Source organism: Streptomyces sp. NPDC029151 (assembly GCF_055564315.1).
The window spans coordinates 405,603-421,722 of the sequence record NZ_JBVHWQ010000003.1; the positions used below are offsets into that span (position 1 = coordinate 405,603).

The 16,120-nt window shown below is 74.2% G+C and carries 13 protein-coding genes; 7 read left to right on the forward strand and 6 right to left on the reverse strand.

The window, feature by feature from the left end:
• Window positions 1–45: 45 nt before the first annotated feature.
• Window positions 46–840 (reverse strand): glutamate racemase, encoded by a 795-nt coding sequence (locus ACZ4VF_RS14795; RefSeq protein WP_467926138.1) that lies wholly within the window; start codon window positions 838–840, stop codon window positions 46–48.
• A gap of 39 nt (window positions 841–879) precedes the next feature.
• Here ACZ4VF_RS14795 and ACZ4VF_RS14800 point away from each other — a divergent pair, with 39 nt between their 5' ends.
• The gene (locus tag ACZ4VF_RS14800) at window positions 880–2,073 is read left to right on the forward strand and encodes a glycosyltransferase (protein WP_467926139.1); all 1,194 of its coding nucleotides are present in this window, start codon (window positions 880–882) and stop codon (window positions 2,071–2,073) included.
• 7 nt (window positions 2,074–2,080) lie between these two features.
• Here ACZ4VF_RS14800 and ACZ4VF_RS14805 read toward each other — a convergent pair whose 3' ends face one another.
• Window positions 2,081–3,385 carry a TerD family protein gene (locus ACZ4VF_RS14805; protein WP_467926577.1) on the reverse strand — a complete coding sequence of 435 codons (1,305 nt, stop codon included), beginning with the start codon at window positions 3,383–3,385 and terminating at the stop codon, window positions 2,081–2,083.
• Window positions 3,386–3,708: 323 nt separating this feature from the next.
• Here ACZ4VF_RS14805 and ACZ4VF_RS14810 point away from each other — a divergent pair, with 323 nt between their 5' ends.
• From ACZ4VF_RS14810 to ACZ4VF_RS14825, 4 genes are all read left to right on the forward strand, one after another.
• Window positions 3,709–4,149 (forward strand): DUF6643 family protein, encoded by a 441-nt coding sequence (locus tag ACZ4VF_RS14810; protein ID WP_467926140.1) that lies wholly within the window; start codon window positions 3,709–3,711, stop codon window positions 4,147–4,149.
• Between the two features lie 43 nt (window positions 4,150–4,192).
• The gene (locus tag ACZ4VF_RS14815; RefSeq protein ID WP_467926142.1) at window positions 4,193–5,017 is read left to right on the forward strand and encodes an MOSC domain-containing protein; all 825 of its coding nucleotides are present in this window, start codon (window positions 4,193–4,195) and stop codon (window positions 5,015–5,017) included.
• 140 nt (window positions 5,018–5,157) lie between these two features.
• The gene (locus tag ACZ4VF_RS14820) at window positions 5,158–5,763 is read left to right on the forward strand and encodes an Rv1733c family protein (RefSeq protein ID WP_467926143.1); all 606 of its coding nucleotides are present in this window, start codon (window positions 5,158–5,160) and stop codon (window positions 5,761–5,763) included.
• Window positions 5,764–5,991: 228 nt separating this feature from the next.
• Window positions 5,992–8,427 carry a right-handed parallel beta-helix repeat-containing protein gene (locus ACZ4VF_RS14825; RefSeq protein WP_467926144.1) on the forward strand — a complete coding sequence of 812 codons (2,436 nt, stop codon included), beginning with the start codon at window positions 5,992–5,994 and terminating at the stop codon, window positions 8,425–8,427.
• A gap of 27 nt (window positions 8,428–8,454) precedes the next feature.
• On the opposite strand, the gene ACZ4VF_RS14830 is transcribed toward ACZ4VF_RS14825, so the two are convergent.
• Entirely contained in the window at window positions 8,455–10,881 is a 2,427-nt protein-coding gene (locus ACZ4VF_RS14830; RefSeq protein WP_467926146.1) for a hypothetical protein, read from the reverse strand.
• Window positions 10,882–11,142: 261 nt separating this feature from the next.
• Between ACZ4VF_RS14830 and ACZ4VF_RS14835 the strand changes: the two genes are divergently transcribed.
• Together ACZ4VF_RS14835 and ACZ4VF_RS14840 are read left to right on the forward strand one after the other, a co-directional pair.
• Window positions 11,143–11,976, forward strand: coding sequence for a DeoR/GlpR family DNA-binding transcription regulator (locus ACZ4VF_RS14835; RefSeq protein ID WP_467926147.1), 834 nt, complete (start codon window positions 11,143–11,145; stop codon window positions 11,974–11,976).
• Window positions 11,977–12,045: 69 nt separating this feature from the next.
• A complete protein-coding gene (locus ACZ4VF_RS14840; RefSeq protein WP_467926148.1) occupies window positions 12,046–12,519 on the forward strand; it encodes an SRPBCC family protein in 474 nt (157 codons plus the stop codon).
• Here ACZ4VF_RS14840 and ACZ4VF_RS14845 read toward each other — a convergent pair whose 3' ends face one another.
• The 3 genes from ACZ4VF_RS14845 to ACZ4VF_RS14855 form a co-directional block, all read right to left on the reverse strand.
• Window positions 12,520–13,311, reverse strand: a complete 792-nt coding sequence (locus ACZ4VF_RS14845; RefSeq protein WP_467926150.1) for an enoyl-CoA hydratase/isomerase family protein — start codon at window positions 13,309–13,311, stop codon at window positions 12,520–12,522. It lies immediately after the preceding gene.
• A 74-nt stretch (window positions 13,312–13,385) separates the two neighbouring features.
• Window positions 13,386–14,648, reverse strand: coding sequence for a cytochrome P450 (locus ACZ4VF_RS14850; protein ID WP_467926151.1), 1,263 nt, complete (start codon window positions 14,646–14,648; stop codon window positions 13,386–13,388).
• Window positions 14,649–14,753: 105 nt separating this feature from the next.
• Window positions 14,754–16,058: a cytochrome P450 family protein gene (locus ACZ4VF_RS14855; protein ID WP_467926578.1), complete on the reverse strand. Its 1,305-nt coding sequence runs from the start codon at window positions 16,056–16,058 to the stop codon at window positions 14,754–14,756.
• Window positions 16,059–16,120 lie beyond the last annotated feature (62 nt).

Sequence of the window (16,120 nt, forward strand, 5' to 3'; positions counted from 1 at the left end):
AGACACCGGTCCGGGCCGCGCCGGGCGGCCGCCGCGCGGCCGGCGTCAGCTGCGGTCGGCGAGCGGGCCGGTGGCCGGGAGCAGCCGCCCCTCGGCGTAGTGCAGCGCGGGCGCGGGCAGCGGCCCCGGCCGGCCGCTCAGCAGGACCGTGAGGGTGCCCTCGGCGGCGGCGTCGGGCGCGGGCAGCTCGCCGAGGCGGCGCAGGGCCTGGGCGGCCACCGCTCCGGCGGATCCGTGCAGCACCAGCGGGGCGGCGCCGGGGCGCTGGAGGGCGGCGCGGATACGTTCCGCCACCAGCTCGTAGTGGGTGCAGCCCAGGACGACGGTCGTGACATCGCCGGGCGTCAGTTCGGCCGCCGCGGCGACGGCCGCGTCGATGGCCGCCTCGTCCGCGTGCTCGACGGCCTCGGCGAGCCCCCAGCACGGCACCTCGGCCACTCGCACACCACCGGCGAACTCCTCGATCAGGCCGCGCTGGTAGGCGCTGCCGGTCGTGGCGGGGGTGGCCCAGATGGCGACGGGTCCGCCGCCGGCCGCGGCCGGCTTGATCGCCGGGACCGTGCCGATGACCGGGATGCCGGGCTCCAGACGGGCGCGGAGCGCGGGCAGGGAGTTCACGGTGGCGGTGTTGCAGCCGATGATCAACGCGTCGGGCCGGTGGGCCGCGGCGGCCTCGGCGACGTCCAGCGCACGCCGGGTGACGTCCTCGGGGGTACGCGGTCCCCAGGGCATGCCGTCCGGGTCCAGGGAGAGCACGAGGTCCGCGTCGGGCCGCAGGCGCCGTACCGCGGCGGTGGCCGCCAGCAGGCCGATTCCGGAGTCCATGAGCGCGATCTTCACCCGGCCACGATAGACGATGCGGCCTCGCGGCCCGGCCGCGTGGGGCAGACTGCGGCCGTGAGCGCCTTCCTGTGGATCACCGTCGTGTCACTGGTCTCCTGGTGCTGGCTGCTGCTCGGCCAGGGCTTTTTCTGGCGTACGGACGTCCGGCTGCCCGGACGCCGGGAGCCGGAGGAGTGGCCGTCGGTCTGTGTGGTCGTACCGGCCCGCGACGAGGCGGCCGTGCTGCCCGGGAGCCTGCCGTCGCTGCTGGCGCAGGACTATCCGGGGCGGGCGGAGGTCTTCCTGGTGGACGACGGGAGCACGGACGGCACCGGGGAGCTGGCCCGGGAGCTGTCCCGGCGCCACGGCGGGCTGCCGCTCACGGTGGGCTCGCCTGGTGAGCCGCCGGCGGGCTGGACGGGCAAGCTGTGGGCGGTGCGGTACGGCATCGGCCTGGCACGCGCGCGTGACCCCGAGTACCTGCTGCTCACCGACGCGGACATCGCGCACGCGCCGGACAGCCTGCGCGAGCTGGTGGCGGCGGCCCGCACCGGGGGCTTCGACGTGGTGTCGCAGATGGCGCGTCTGCGGGTGGCGAGCCTGTGGGAGCGGCTCGTGGTCCCGGCGTTCGTGTACTTCTTCGCGCAGCTGTATCCCTTCCGGTGGATCGGCCGGCCGGGCTCGCGCACGGCCGCGGCGGCGGGCGGCTGTGTCCTGCTGCGCGCGGAGACGGCCCGGAAGGCGGGCGTTCCGGAGGCGATCCGGCACGCCGTCATCGACGACGTGGCGCTCGCGCGCGCGGTGAAGGGCTCGGGGGGCCGCGTCTGGCTGGGGCTGGCGGACCGGGTGGACAGCGTCCGCCCCTATCCGCGGCTGGCCGACCTGTGGCGGATGGTCTCGCGCAGCGCCTACGCCCAGCTGCGGCACAACCCGCTGCTGCTGCTCGGTACGGTCGCCGGGCTGGCGCTGGTGTACCTGGTGCCGCCGGCCGCCGTGGCCGTGGGCGCGGCCGGCGGCGGTGCGGCGACCGCGCTCGCCGGTGGGGCGGCGTGGGCGGTGATGGCCGGAACGTACCTGCCGATGCTGCGCTACTACCGGCAGCCTCCGTGGCTCGCCCCGCTCCTGCCGTTCACCGCGTTCCTGTACCTGCTGATGACGGTCGACTCCGCCGTGCAGCACTACCGGGGGCGCGGGGCGGCGTGGAAGGGCCGCACCTACGCCCGGCCGGACGCCCTGCCCGACGAGGGCTGAGCCCGGCTCACTTGCGGCCGGGCGTCCAGTTCATGCCCCAGCCGTAGGCGCGGTCCATGGTCCGCTGCGGGCTCGATCCGCGCTCGGGCACCAGGTACCGCGCCTCGCGCTGGACGAGGAGGTCGCCGCCGGTGTTGGTGATCAGCGCGAGCGCGCACACCGGGGAGGCGACGGTGCACTCGTCCAGCGAGAACTCGATGGGGGCGCCGTACTGCGGCTGGAGGGTGACGGTGGCGTGCAGGTCGGCGAAGGAGCGGGCGCCCTCGTAGATGGTGACGAAGACGAGGATGCGCCGGAAGTCCCGGGCGTGGTCCAGGTTGATGGTGAGGTTCTCGCCGGTCGCCACGGCTCCGGTGCGGTCGTCGCCGTCGAGGTGGATGTACGGCGGCCGGTGCAGCGAGCCGAAGGCGTTGCCGAGGGCCTGGACGACTCCCTTGCGGCCGTCGGTGAGTTCGTACAGCGCGCACAGGTCGAGGTCGACGTCGCCGCCGCTCCAGCGGCTCCAGCCCGTGGACGGCCTGCGCATCTGCCAGTTGAGGTTCACCCGCATCGCGCCGGAGGTGGCGCCCTGCTTGGCCAGCGAGACGGACGGGGCCGCCTTGGTGAGGGTGACCTTGGACAGGCGCACCGGCTGGGCGGCGGCGGGGGCGGGCGGGGGCGGGGCGGCGGCCGAGGGGGACGGCGCGGGCGGGGCGGCGGGCGGCGGGGTGACGGCCGACGGAGGCGGCGGGGCCGCGGCGGGGCGGGGTGGTGGGGTGGCCCGGGCCGGGGCGGTGGGCGGTGCGGCGTGCTGCGGTTCGTCGACGGTGATGCCGAAGTCCGTCGCCAGGCCCTCGAGTCCGCTGCTGTAGCCCTGGCCGACGGCGCGGAACTTCCAGCCGCCCTGACGGCGGTACAGCTCGCCGAGCACGAAGGCCGTCTCCACGGTCGCGCCGGGGTTGTCGAAGCGGGCGACGACCTGGCCGGAGGCCGCGTCGGTCAGCTCGATGTAGAGGTCGGGGACCTGGCCGAACGTTCCGCCGTCGGCGGAGGCGGCCAGGACGATCCGCTCGACGGCGCCCTCCACGCGCGCGAGGTCGGCCAGCAGGGTGTCGGTGACGCGTCCGCCGGACGACCGCTTGCCCTCGTGGCGTACCGCGCCCGAGGCGTGCGCGGGCTGGTTGTAGAAGACGAAGTCCCCGTCCGAGCGGACCTTTCCGGCGGCCAGCAGCAGCGCCGAGGCGTCGGCGTCCGGCACCCCGGGGCCGGAGCGCCAGCCCAGTTCCACCCGCAGCGCCGTCGTCGGCACCGGTGTGTTCGATCCCTTGGACATCGGCATGTCCGCCCCCTCGCGTGTCGGCTTCCGGGTACCGGTCTCCGGGTTCCGCTTTCCGGTCCGTGTCGTCCCGGCCCGGGTGATCCCTACCCGCCCAACCTATTCCCGGGGACGGCGCGCGCCCATGAACGGCACAGGAAGATCGCCGGTCAACCGCCGGTAACCCGAGAGGAACACGGCTTTTACACGATCCAAACGTTGATCGGCGTCCCTTTTTGCCGAGTTCGCTCGGATTGAGGATCCCAGGCACCTGCCGACACGGAAAACAACCCTCTTATCGGTCTCCCCAACCAGCACATCGTGGGCTTAACTTATGTGCCATGACCTCCCCCCGCTCCACCTATGGCGGCGGCTACTACTCCGCCTCCTTCCCGGACACCCCGATCTACGACTCGCTCGTGGCCGAGCGGGGCACCCCGCAGATCGCCCCGATCCGGGTCCCCGCCGCCTACGACACGGGCAGCAGTCTCCCCGCCCTCCCGTCGGCCCTCCCCGCCCTCCCTGCGGCCCCCGCCCAGCAGGCGGCCCCCGCCTACGGCTACCCGCAGACGCCGCAGCCCGCACCGCTGCAGCATGCGCCCACGGCGTACATCCCGCAGCAGGCGAGCGCCCCGCGCGGCTACCCCGGTCCGCAGGCGCCGCAGCCGCAGCGGCCGATGCCCCAGGGCAACGGGTACGAGGCCATGCGCCCGGCCGCGCCGCGCCCGGCTCCGGCTTCCTATCAGGACCCGTACAGCAACCAGCAGTACCGCGGCTACTGACGGGGAGCCCGCGCTGTCGGTGCCGCCTGGCACGATGGACGGCATGGGGAACACCGAAGTGGAGTCGATCCACGTCCATCCGGTCAAGGCGTTCCGCGGCGTGTCGCCCCGGGAGGCCGTCGTGGAGCCCTGGGGCCTGGCCGGAGACCGACGCTGGACACTGATCGACGACGGGGGAAAGGTCGTTACACAACGCGAGGAGCCACGCCTCGCACTGGCCGCCGCCGAGCCTCTGCCCGGCGGCGGCGTTCGTCTGTCCGCGCCCGGTCTGACGCCGCTGACGGTCGAGGTACCGGAGCCGGCGCGGACCGTGCCGGCGCACGTGTTCGGCACCAGGGTGGAGGGGGTCCCGGCCGCCGCGGCCGCGCACGCCTGGTGCAGCGCCTACCTGGGGGCCGAGGTCCGCCTGGTCCACATGGACGATCCGGCCACCCGCCGCCCGGTCGACCCCGACTACGCACTGCCCGGCGAGACGGTGAGCTTCGCCGACGGCTACCCCCTGCTGGTGACCACGCTCGGCTCGCTGGACGCCCTGAACTCCCTGATCGGCGAAGGCCCGCACGCCGCCGAGGGCCCGCTGCCCATGAACCGGTTCCGGCCCAACGTCGTCGTCGCCGGCACCGCGCCCTGGGCCGAGGACCGCTGGACGCGGATTTCCATCGGCGAGGTGGTCTTCCGGGTCCCGAAGCCCAGCGGACGGTGTGTCGTCACCACCACCGACCAGACCACGGCGGTGCGCGGCAGGGAACCGCTGCACACCCTGGCCCGCCACCGCCGGACGGACGGAAGGCTGCTGTTCGGCCAGAACCTCGTCCCGCTCTCCCCCGGCACCATCAGAGTCGGCGACCCGGTACGCGTCCTGGGGTGAGGACCGGCGCGCGAAGCGGTCCGGTGACGATCCGAGGGGACGGGAACCGGCGGACGCGGCCCGCTCGTTGCCGAAGCGTGAGAAATTCGTGAGAGGCCGCGTGCACCGGGGACGGGACGGGCCGGAAGGGGGGTGGGGGCGTGCGAGCGCTCAGCGGGCTGTGGCGCTGGCGGGACAATCCGCTGCGCCGTGCGACGGACCTGGCCGAGGCCTGGGTGGCCCTCGTGGCGCTGCTGCTGATCGCCGTGGCCGCGCCCGTGACCGGCTGGCTGGTCGGCGCCGCCGCCCAGGACTCGCTCCAGCGGTCGGCACGGCAGCAGCAGCACGCCCGCCATCGGGTCACCGCCACCGTGGTACGGGACCTGGGCGGAGCCGTGCCGGAAGCCGACCCGGACACCAGCTCCGCACGCGAGGCCCGCAGCCGCGTCCTCGCGGACTGGACCGCGCCGGACGGCACCCGGCGGCACGGCCCGGTCCTCGCCGACCTCGGGTCCCCGCACCGGGGGGACCGCTTCGGACTCTGGACCGACCCGCACGGACGAATAACGACCCGCCCGCTGGACTCCGCCACGGCGACGACGCACGCCGTGCTAGCCGGGTCCGGCGCGGCCCTGCTGACGGCGGGCCTGGTCGAGGCCGGCCGGCGCGTCACCGTCTGGCGCCTGGTCCGCAGGCGGTACACGCGCTGGGACCAGGCCTGGGACCGGGCGGGCCCGGACTGGGGCAAGGCGGGCACCGGCAGCTGACGGCCTTGCGCCTCTGGTCAACCCGGCGTGCACGCACACGCTACGGTGGACCGGCCGAAGCGCTTTCGGCGACAACCCGCGGGTGCGTGAACCCGGGGCGCGCGGATCCACCGGGGCGCGAACGCGCTCACACCGCCGAGGCCGGGCACGGTCACGGCCGGGCACCGGCGGCCGCGCCCCGACGGTCGGCGCGCCACAGGCACGACGAGGTGGGGGCACGGCAACACCATGGCACAGGGCACGGTCCAGGTGACGCACACCGGTACGTCGCGGTGGCGGCGCCGCACGGGTGAGTACGCTTCGCTCGCCGCCGCCCTGGAGGCCGCCGCCGACGGCGACGTCCTCACCATCGCCCCGGGCACCTACCGGGAGAACCTCGTCCTCGAGCGGGCGGTGACGCTCCGTGGACCCGAGGGCTCAGCGGGTTCGGTGCGGATCGCGCCGGTGGACGGGGTGCCGCTGACCGTGCGGGCCTCGGCCGTCGTGCAGGACGTGCACGTGGAGGGGCAGGACGCGGCGGCGCCCGCGCTGCTGGTCGAGGAGGGCACGCCCGAGCTGCTGGACGTACGGATCGTCACCCGGTCCGCCGTCGGTATCGAGGTGCGCGGCGGCGCCCGGCCCACCGTGCGCCGGTGCACCGTCGACAACCCGGCCGGCATCGGCATCGCCGTACTCGACGGCGCCGGCGGGGTGTTCGAGGACTGCGAGGTCGTCGCCGCCGGGCAGGCGGGCGTGGCCGTACGCGGCGGGTCCCATCCACGGCTGGAGCGCTGCCGGATGCACCACGCCTCCGGCACCGGGGTGACCGTCACCGGTGAGAACTCCTCGCTGGAGGCGGTGGGCTGCGAGATCTACGAGGTGCGCGGTTCCGGGGTGCAGGTCACCCAGCGGGCCACCGCGCAGCTCACCGACTGCGACGTGCACCGCACCACCGCCGACGGCATCACCCTGGACACCGACGCGGTGCTCACGCTCGCCGACTGCCGCCTCCACGACATCCCGGAGAACGCGGTCGACCTGCGCTCCCGCTCGGTGCTCACGCTGACCCGGACGACGGTCCGTCAGTTCGGGCGCAACGGCCTGTCGGTGTGGGACCCGGGGACCCGGGTGGACGCCAACCAGTGCGAGATCTTCGACAGCACCGGCGACTATCCGGCGGTGTGGGTGAGCGACGGGGCGACCGCCGTGCTCGACTCCTGCCGGGTGCACGACGTGCCGGACGCGCTGTTCGTGCTGGACCGCGGCTCGCGCGCGGACGTCGTGGACAGCGACCTGTCACAGGTGCGCAACACGGCCGTGTCGGTGAGCGACGGCGCGACCGCGCAGCTGGTCGACTGCCGGATCAGGGAGGCGGCCACCGGGGCCTGGTTCCGCGACCACGGCAGCGGCGGCACGCTCGACAACTGCACCCTGGACGGCACCCAGACCGGGGTGATCGTCACCAAGGGCGCCGACCCCACCATCGAGCGCTGCACGGTCGACTCCCCCACCGAGGCCGGTTTCTACGTCTCTGCGGGCGGCCGGGGCAGCTTCCTGAACTGCAAGGTCACCGGCAGCGGCGGCTACGGCTTCCATGTGATCGACGGCTGCCGTACGACACTGCGCAGATGCCGTACGGAGCGCTGTGCGCGCGGTGGGTACGAGTTCGCCGAGGGCGGACCGGACGCGGGGTCCGGGAGCGGGCCGGTCGTGGAGGACTGCACCAGCGACGAGAGCGGCGGGCTGCGGGCTCCCGCGGGCCGGGAGGCGGCCGTGCGGACGGCGACGCGGTCCGCCGGGCTGCTGGGCTCCTTCCCCGGGCAGCGGGCGGCGGAGCAACCGCCGGTCGCCGCCGCGGAGCCGGAGCAGTCGCAGCGCACCTCGAAGGACGTGCTCGGCGAACTCGACGCGCTGGTGGGCCTGGAGAGCGTCAAGCGCGAGGTGCGGGCGCTGACCGACATGATCGAGGTGGGCCGGCGCCGGCAGCGGGCGGGGCTGAAGGCGGCCTCCGTCAAACGGCACCTGGTCTTCACCGGTTCTCCCGGCACCGGCAAGACGACGGTCGCCCGGCTCTACGGCGAGATCCTCGCCTCGCTGGACGTGCTGGAGAAGGGCCACCTGGTGGAGGTGTCCCGGGTCGACCTGGTCGGCGAGCACATCGGTTCCACGGCGATCCGCACCCAGGAGGCCTTCGAACGGGCGCGCGGCGGTGTGCTGTTCATCGACGAGGCCTACGCGCTGTCCCCGGAGGACGCGGGGCGGGACTTCGGCAAGGAGGCCATCGACACGCTGGTGAAGCTGATGGAGGACCACCGGGACTCGGTGGTGGTGATCGTCGCCGGGTACACCGCGGAGATGGAGCGCTTCCTGTCCGTCAACCCGGGTGTGGCGTCCCGCTTCTCCCGCACCATCACCTTCGGCGACTACGGCCCCGGGGAACTGCTGCGGATCGTGGAGCAGCAGGCCGACGAGCACGAGTACCGGCTGGCGCCGGGAGCGTCCGAGGCGCTGCTGAAGTACTTCACCGCGATCCCCAAGGGCCCGGCGTTCGGCAACGGCCGCACCGCCCGGCAGACCTTCGAGGCGATGGTGGAGCGCCACGCGAGCCGTGTCGCCCAGCTGCCCGACCCGACCACCGACGACCTGACCCTGCTGTACGCGGAGGACCTGCCGGAGCTGCCCTGACCGTCCCGGCCGGTCCGGCACGCGGACTCAGCCGGAGGCTCCCCGTTCCGGGCGCTGGGCCGGTAGCTCCGGGCGCAGCCGGGTCAGGAGGCGGGCGCGTTCGCGGGTGAAGGCGGGGTCCGACCGGTAGTCGGAGTGGCCGAGGATCGGGGCCGGGAGCGGGTGGTCCGGGGTGCGGCCGTAGGCGAGCGGGTCCCGCAGGGGCTCGTGGTCCACGTCGGTGGCGGCGTCGCCGTGGACGCGGACGGGGCCGCCGATGGGGTCGGTGCGCCGGTAGAGGTTGCGCCAGCAGGCGATGTCGTGGTGCAGGGCGGCGAGCGCGGGCGGACCGAAGTGGGCCGGGAACCAGCGGCCGTAGAGGCGTTCCAGCGGGGAGCCGTAGGTGAGCAGGGCGACCCGCCCGCGGACGGACGGCGGCAGCTGCCAGGCCGCCGCGGCGGCCAGGACGCTGCCCTGGGAGTGGCCGGACAGGACCAGCTTTCCCTGGGTGCGCCGGGTCCAGGTGGCCATGCGCCAGGTGAGGTCCGGCACCGCGCGCTCGGCGTAGCAGGGCGGGGCGAAGGGGTGGGCGGCGCGGGGCCAGAAGGTGCCGACGTCCCAGAGGATGCCGATGGTGCGCCGCGCGGAGGCGTCCTTGTAGGCGCGCCTGCCCCAGGTCACGAACAGCAGGAAGCCGAGTCCGACCAGCCAGGAGCCCACCGCCTGCGAGGTCTCGGCCACGGCCCGGACGAGGTGGTGGGCGTGCCGGGCCGCTCCGTCGGGTGTCCTGCGGGTGGCCAGGGCCCCGGCCAGCGCCGCGCTGCCCAGCACGAGGGTGGTGGCGGTGAGCACGCCGACGAGGAGGGGTGCCCGGTCGGTGAGGCCGGCCATGGCCCGGGCGTGGGCGATGGCGCGGGTGCGGGAGGCGTCCTCGGGCTCGCCGGGGTGCTCTTCGCGGATGCGGTCGCGTTCGGCGCGGGCGAGCCGGGCGGTGCGCAGCCCGAGCCCCGCGGCCAGCACGAGCAGGACCGCGAGGGTCGGCGGGATGGCGGAGGCCTGCCAGGTCAGCAGGACGGGCGGCCCGGTGAGCAGGGCGCGGGTGCCGTCGAGCCAGTCGGCGACCCGCTGTGCGACCCCGCCGGAGATCACTCCGCCCAGTGCGCAGGCGAGGAGCGCGACGGCGGGTCCGCCGAGGCCGCGCAGCGCGGCGCGCGGGTCGGGGCGGCGCCGGTACAGGTAGCGGGCGACGACGGCGAGGGCGACGACGAGCAGGCCCTGGGCCAGCATGAGGGCACCGAAGGCCGGGTCGCCGGGCAGCCGGCCCGTGGACCGCCAGCCGGGCCGGGACCAGCCGGCGTAGACCATGCCGAGCAGCAGCAGGGCCAGCGCGGCGAGTTTCAGGGAGCGGACGAGGTGGCGGTCGAGCCGCTGGTCGAGCCGGTTCTCGCTGCGGCCCCGGCGGCAGACCACTCCCGCCACCGCCGCCCCGCAGCCGAGCAGGGCCGCGGTCAGCAGCCAGCCGAGCAGGTCCAGGAGCGGGGGGCCGCCGGGCCGGTGGTCGAAGCGGGCAGCCGGGGTGGTGACGGCGGCGGCCACGGTGAGCAGGCCGGCCGCGGTGTGGGCCGCGCGCAGCCGGGCGACCAGGCGGCGGCCGTACCAGAAGCCGGGCCGGACCAGCGCGCTGCCGTGGTCGTCGGACCCGGAGTCACCGGGCTCCGGCTCGGGGTCGGGATCGGGGGACAGCGGGAGGTGGGACTCGTAGGCGCGCCAGGTGCGGTGCGAGAGGTACCAGAGGAGGCCGGTCAGCGCGGCGGGCAGGACGGCGGCTAGGGCGAGGCGGCGGCCGGGGGCGCTCCACCATCCGCCGGCGGCGGGCGACAGGAAGTCCAGCCAGGAGTGGCGGCGGACGCAGGCCTGGGCGCCGGCGCACTGCCAGGCGACCAGGTCGAGGGCCACTTCGCAGGTGGCGGCCACCAGCAGCACGGTCAGGGTGAGGGCGGCCAGGCGCACGAGGAGGCCGTAGAGCCGGACGGTGCGCGGCCGGGCGGGTGCGGCGGGGCGCATCCAGTGGGCGAGGTTGACCACCATGAACGGCAGCAGTAACAGCCACAGGGCGCGGCTGCCGTCGCCGGAGGTGAGGTTGCACCAGACGTAGGCCTCCCGGACCGGCTCGCCGCGGGGGGCCCGGCCGGCCGGGGCGGCCTCGGTGTCCTCGGTGCGCCGGAAGACGGCCGCGGTGTCGTCGCCGGTGACCCGGACGGTGCGCGGGTCGCCGAGCATCTTCTCCGGTGTGGTGCCGCCGACCCCGTGCACCAGCAGTTCCAGCTCGTCCTCCGGCTCCGCGGGCCGCCCCGGGCACGGCCCGGCCGTACGTTCCCCGTACTCCCCCGGTCCGGCCGTCCGGTCTCCCTGCTCCCCCGGCCCGGCCGTGCGGTCCGTGTGCTGCCCCGTGGGGCGGTCCTGTGCACGTTCCACTGTTCTCGCACTTCCCCCGTGACGCCCTGACGTCTGTGCCGTGCGCGGTTCAGGATGTCCTCTCCGGCGGTCGCGTACACCTGCTGTCACCGAATCTCCCCGAACCGTGTCACGGCGCACGGTCCGGCAGGTGGTGGCGCGGCCGGGACCGAGCCATGAAAGGATGGGACGCCCGCGCACTGCCGGACGGATGGAACTTCCTGGTCGGGGCCGGTACGCCGGGCGTGTCGGACGGTTGGCGGCGAAAGGACCGGAGCGTACGTGAGTGAGAATCAGAACCTCCTCGCGGAGCAGCGGCGCGCCCTGATCCTGGACGAGGTCCGGCGCCGGGGCGGGGTGCGGGTCAACGAGCTGACCCGAAAGCTCGGCGTCTCGGACATGACCGTGCGCCGCGACCTGGACGCGCTCGCCCGCCAGGGGGTGCTGGAGAAGGTGCACGGCGGTGCCGTGCCGGTGGTCGAGGCGAGCACGCACGAGCCGGGGTTCGAGGCGAAGTCGGGACTCGAACTGACCGCCAAGGAGGACATCGCGCGCGCCGCGGCCCGCCTGGTCGCCCCGGGGGCGGCGATCGCCCTGTCCGGCGGTACGACGACGTATGCGCTCGCCCAGCAGCTGCTGGAGGTGCCCGATCTGACCGTGGTGACGAACTCGGTGCGGGTCGCCGACGTCTTCCACGCGGCCCAGCGCACGTCCGGGCAGCGGCAGGGCGCGGCCACGGTGGTGCTGACCGGCGGGGTGCGCACCCCCTCGGACTCACTGGTGGGGCCGGTGGCCGACCAGGCGATCGCCGCGCTCCACTTCGATCTGCTCTTCCTCGGTGTGCACGGCATATCGGTGGAGGCCGGCCTGTCCACGCCGAACCTCGCGGAGGCCGAGACCAACCGGCGGCTGGTGCACTCGGCGCGCCGCGTGGTGGTGGTCGCCGACCACACCAAGTGGGGTGTGGTGGGCCTGAGTTCGTTCGCCGCGCTGGAGCAGGTGGACACGCTGGTGACCGATGCGGGGCTGCCGGCCGAGGCGCGTGCGGAGATCGCCGAGCACCTGCGGGTGGTGGTGGCGGGCGAGCCCGAGGACGAGGACGGCACAGACAGCTGAGGTGTCGTCAGCTATCGTGACGGTGTCCGGTCAATCGCCCTGCGCGACCGTCACGAGGGGATGCCGTCCATGGCTCGTCGTCTGCGTCCGGTGGGGATCGACTTCCTCGGCACCGCGCCGATCCGCCTGGTCTTCGCGCGGAACATCGCCGCCCCTCCCGAGCAGGTCTTCCGCGCGCTCGCCGAGGACGTGCCCGGCTGGACGCAGTGGTTCTCCGCGGTGACGTCCGCCCGGTCCACCGACGGCGGCGCCGGGCGGGAGATCCGGCTGTGGGGCGGGACGCGGTTCACGGAGACGGTGCTGGTGGCGAAGGCGCCCGAGGTGTACGCCTACCGCGTCGACACCGCCACCGTGCCGGGCGTCCGTGCCCTGGCCGAGGAGTGGCGCCTGGCTCCGCACGGCACGGGCACACGCGTGCGGTGGACGTTCACCGCCGACGGGACGGCGCCGTTCCGGTTCGTCCTGCTGCTGGCCCGGCCCGGGCTCAAGCGCGCCTTCCGTGACGCGGTGACCTCCTTGGACCGGCGCCTGTCCGGGCGGTGATCAGTCGTCGCCGCGGGCGTGGTGCGCCTCGGCGACCACCGCCGCCATCAGCTCCGCGTCCAGTGCGGAGACGTCGGCCAGGCGGGAGGCGGCGGACAGCGAGTTGAGCAGGGTCTTGGTGACGCGCAGGGCCGCCGGGGGGCGGCGGACGATGGGCTTGACCCACTCGGCGACGGCCTCGTCCAGCTCGTGAGCGGGGACGACCCGCTGCAGGATGGACAGGGACCGGGCCTCCGCCGCGCCGAAGGCCCGGCCGGTGAGGACCAGTTCGCGGACCCGGGCGGCGCCGACCTCGTTGACGAGCCGGGGCAGCAGGCCGCCCCACGCGGTGGGCAGCCCGAGGGCCAGTTCGGGCAGCCGGAAGGTCGCGTCCTCGGAGCCCACCCGCAGATCGCAGGAGAGCGCCAGGGCCATGCCCGCCCCGATGACCTTGCCGTGGACGCGGGCGATGGTGACGGCCGGGTTGCCGGTGAGGGCGTCGCAGACGCGCCGGGCCTTGGTCCCCGACAGGCGGATGCCGCCGCCCGTGGGGTCGTCGGCGAGGTGCCGGGTGAACTCGCCGCGGTCCCCGCCGAGACAGAAGTCGTCTCCGCGACCGGCAAGCACGAGCACCCGCACCGCCGGGTCCTGGTCCTGGAGGATTGCCAGGAGGGCGTCCAGGAGGGCTTCCGTGACCGTGTTGCCGTGCTCGGGGGTGTTCAGTTCGATGGTCAGGACGGGACCCTCCCGGTGGGTCCGCAGGATCTGCTGTCGGGGGACGGCCGGGAGAGCCGTGAGGGGAAGCGCGGTCATGTCGTCACTTTCAGGGGGGTCATGTCGTCACGTGCGGGGAGGTCGCACACGCACGCGGTCACGTGGGCACGCGCTCACGTGGTCACGCGCAGGGAGGTCACGCGCCGGAAGACCATCCGGTTCGCGTAGGTCGGGGCCGTGGCGGGCCGGAGCGTGGGGAAGCGTTCGAGGAGTTGGGTGAGCAGCTGACGGGCCTCCAGACGGGCCAGGGCCGCGCCGAGGCAGTAGTGGGCGCCGCCGCCGAAGGTGAGGTGGCCGCCTCTGCGGCGGATGTCGAAGACGTGCGGGTCGGCGTTGCGGCGCGGGTCGTGGTTGGCGGCGCCGTAGAGGACGTGGACGACGGTGTCCTTGGCGATGGGGACGCCGGCGAGGACGGTGTCGTCCGCGGCGAAGCGGGAGTTGAGGTGGATGGGCGGGTCGTAGCGCAGCACCTCGTCGATCGCGTCGTCGATGTGCTCGGGGTGCCGGCGCAGCCAGTCGGCCAGGGCGGGGTCCCGGGTCAGGAACCACACCGCGTTGGTGAGCAGCGTGGCGGTGGTCTCCAGGGAGGCGATGGTGACGAACATCGTCAGGTCGTACAGCGTCTGGTCGGCCGCCGAGCGGTCGTCGGGGTACTGGGCGTCCCAGTAGCGGATCCAGTGGGAGAGGACATCGTTGCCGAGGTGGGCGCGCCGGTGGGCGAGGAGGCCGGTGAAGAAGGTCCGCATCTCCAGGGTGGCTTGGGCGGAGACGGCCAGTTCGCTCTTGGTGGGGAGCAGTTCCTGGGCGTGGACCTGGCGGTGGGTGAAGTCCAGGATGTGCGGATAGTGCTCGTCCGGGACGGCCAGCCACCCGCCTACGGTGTGGATGGGGAGCTGCTCGGCGACCGTGGTGACGAACTCGGCCGTGCCGTGGGTGCGCAGCCGGAGGTCGAGGCGGTCCAGGAGCGCGGTGACGTGCCGGGTGATCTGCGGGCGCAGGGTCTCCAGGGTGCCGCGGTCGAAGAGGTTGCCCAGGGCGCGGCGCTGGGCGGTGTGCACGGGCGGGTTGAGGCGGGAGAGGGTCCGTGTCATCTCCCGGGTCGCCGGCTCCCGCCAGCGTGCGGGGTCGGGCCGGCGCTCCTGCCAGTCGAAGTCGGGCACGAGCCAGTTCCTGCCGCGCAGGACCTGGTTGCACGTGTCGAATCCGGTCACGAAGTACCCGCCCCAGGGAGCGGGCACCACCTCGCCCAGCGCGCGCAGCTCGTCCCAGACGGGCAGGGGGTCGGCCAGTCCCTCGCCGGACCGCAGGCGGCGAAGGAGGGGGATGACGGCTCGGCGGTCGGGGGTGGTACCGCGTATGACGCCAACGGCGGTCACGCGAAGCTCCTTTGGTGGCTGGGCGCTACCGTTACCGCCGGAACCTACCCTTCCCCTCTCCTTCGTCATGCGCCTGACAGTGTTGCTCCTGTCACACAGAGCACATCAGACCCGGAAGATGTCCAGGAAGCTGCTCCAGAAGCCCTTCTTCCTGGCCGGTTCCTGACGTGCGGCGGCGACCGGGGCCGTGGGCAGCGGCTGTTCCGCCGCGGCGGTGACGGTACGGTTGCGCACCGCGGAGACCATGCGGGTGGCCGGGGTGGGGCTGAAGGCCACGGGCAGGGCGGCCAGGGCCCGGTGGAACGGCCCCGGCCGCCACTCCAGTTCCTTCTCGTGGACGGCGAGTGTCAGGTCGGGCAGGGCGTTGAGGATCTTCTCGATCGCGGTCACGGCGATGACCTGCGCGGGGTCCTTGGCCGGGCACGCGTGCGGGCCGGCGCCCCAGGCCAGGTGGGCGCCCTTGCTGTGCATCCGACGGGCCTCGGCCAGCGCGGGGTCGCTGTTGGCTGCGGCGAAGCTGATGACGACCGGGGTGTTCGCCTGCGCCACCACGCCCCCGAGGTCCACGTCCTGGACGGGGTAGTGGGTGGCGTAGTTGGCGATCGGCGTCTGGTTCCACAGCACGTGATCGATCGCCTCCTCGATCAGCATGCCGGAGTCGCGTCCGCTGGTGTCGGGCGACAGCAGCAGGAGCAGGGCGTTGCCGATGAGGTTGCGCTCGGGTTCCACGCCGGCGCCCATCAGCATGACGAGCTGGTCCTTGAGTTCCTCGTCGGTGAGGCCCGCGGGGTGCTGGATCAGCCAGGACGTGACGTCGTCCCCGGGACGGCGGCGCTTGAGGGCGATCAGCTCCATGAGGCAGGTGGTCAGCTCCTCGTTGGCGCGCTGGGCGTCCTTGCCGTCGAAGATCGCCGACATGGCGCTGGTGAGGGTGTCACCGATGTCCGCGGGGCAGCCGAAGAGCTTGTTGAACAGCAGCAGTGGCAGCAGCTTGGCGTAGTCGTTGAGGAGATCGGCCCGGCCCCGCTCGCTGAACTGGTCGATCAGGTAGTCGGCGAGCGGCTCGACGTCTCGGCGGATCCGGGTGATGTTGAGGCGGGCCAGGCTGTCCGTGACGGCCTTGCGCAGCCGCAGGTGCACGGCACCGTCGGTGAACAGGCAGTTCGGCCGGTACGCCATCATCGGCAGCACCGGGTGGTCCAGCCCGATCCGCCCTTCGTTCAGGGCCTTCCAGCGGCGGGCGTCGCGGGCGAAGAGCGTGGAGTTCTGCAGCACGCGCAGGGCCGTCTCGTGGCCGACGACCAGGGTGGCGTCGACACCGGGGGCGAGTTCGACCGGCCCGGCCGGACCGTGGGCGCGCAGCCGGTCGTAGACCTGGTGGGGGTCGGCGGCGAAGGCGGCGTCGTGCATGGGGCATCTGGCGCCGGCGGGGGCGGGGGCTGACTGGCGGTCCATGGGGTTCCTTCTGCTGG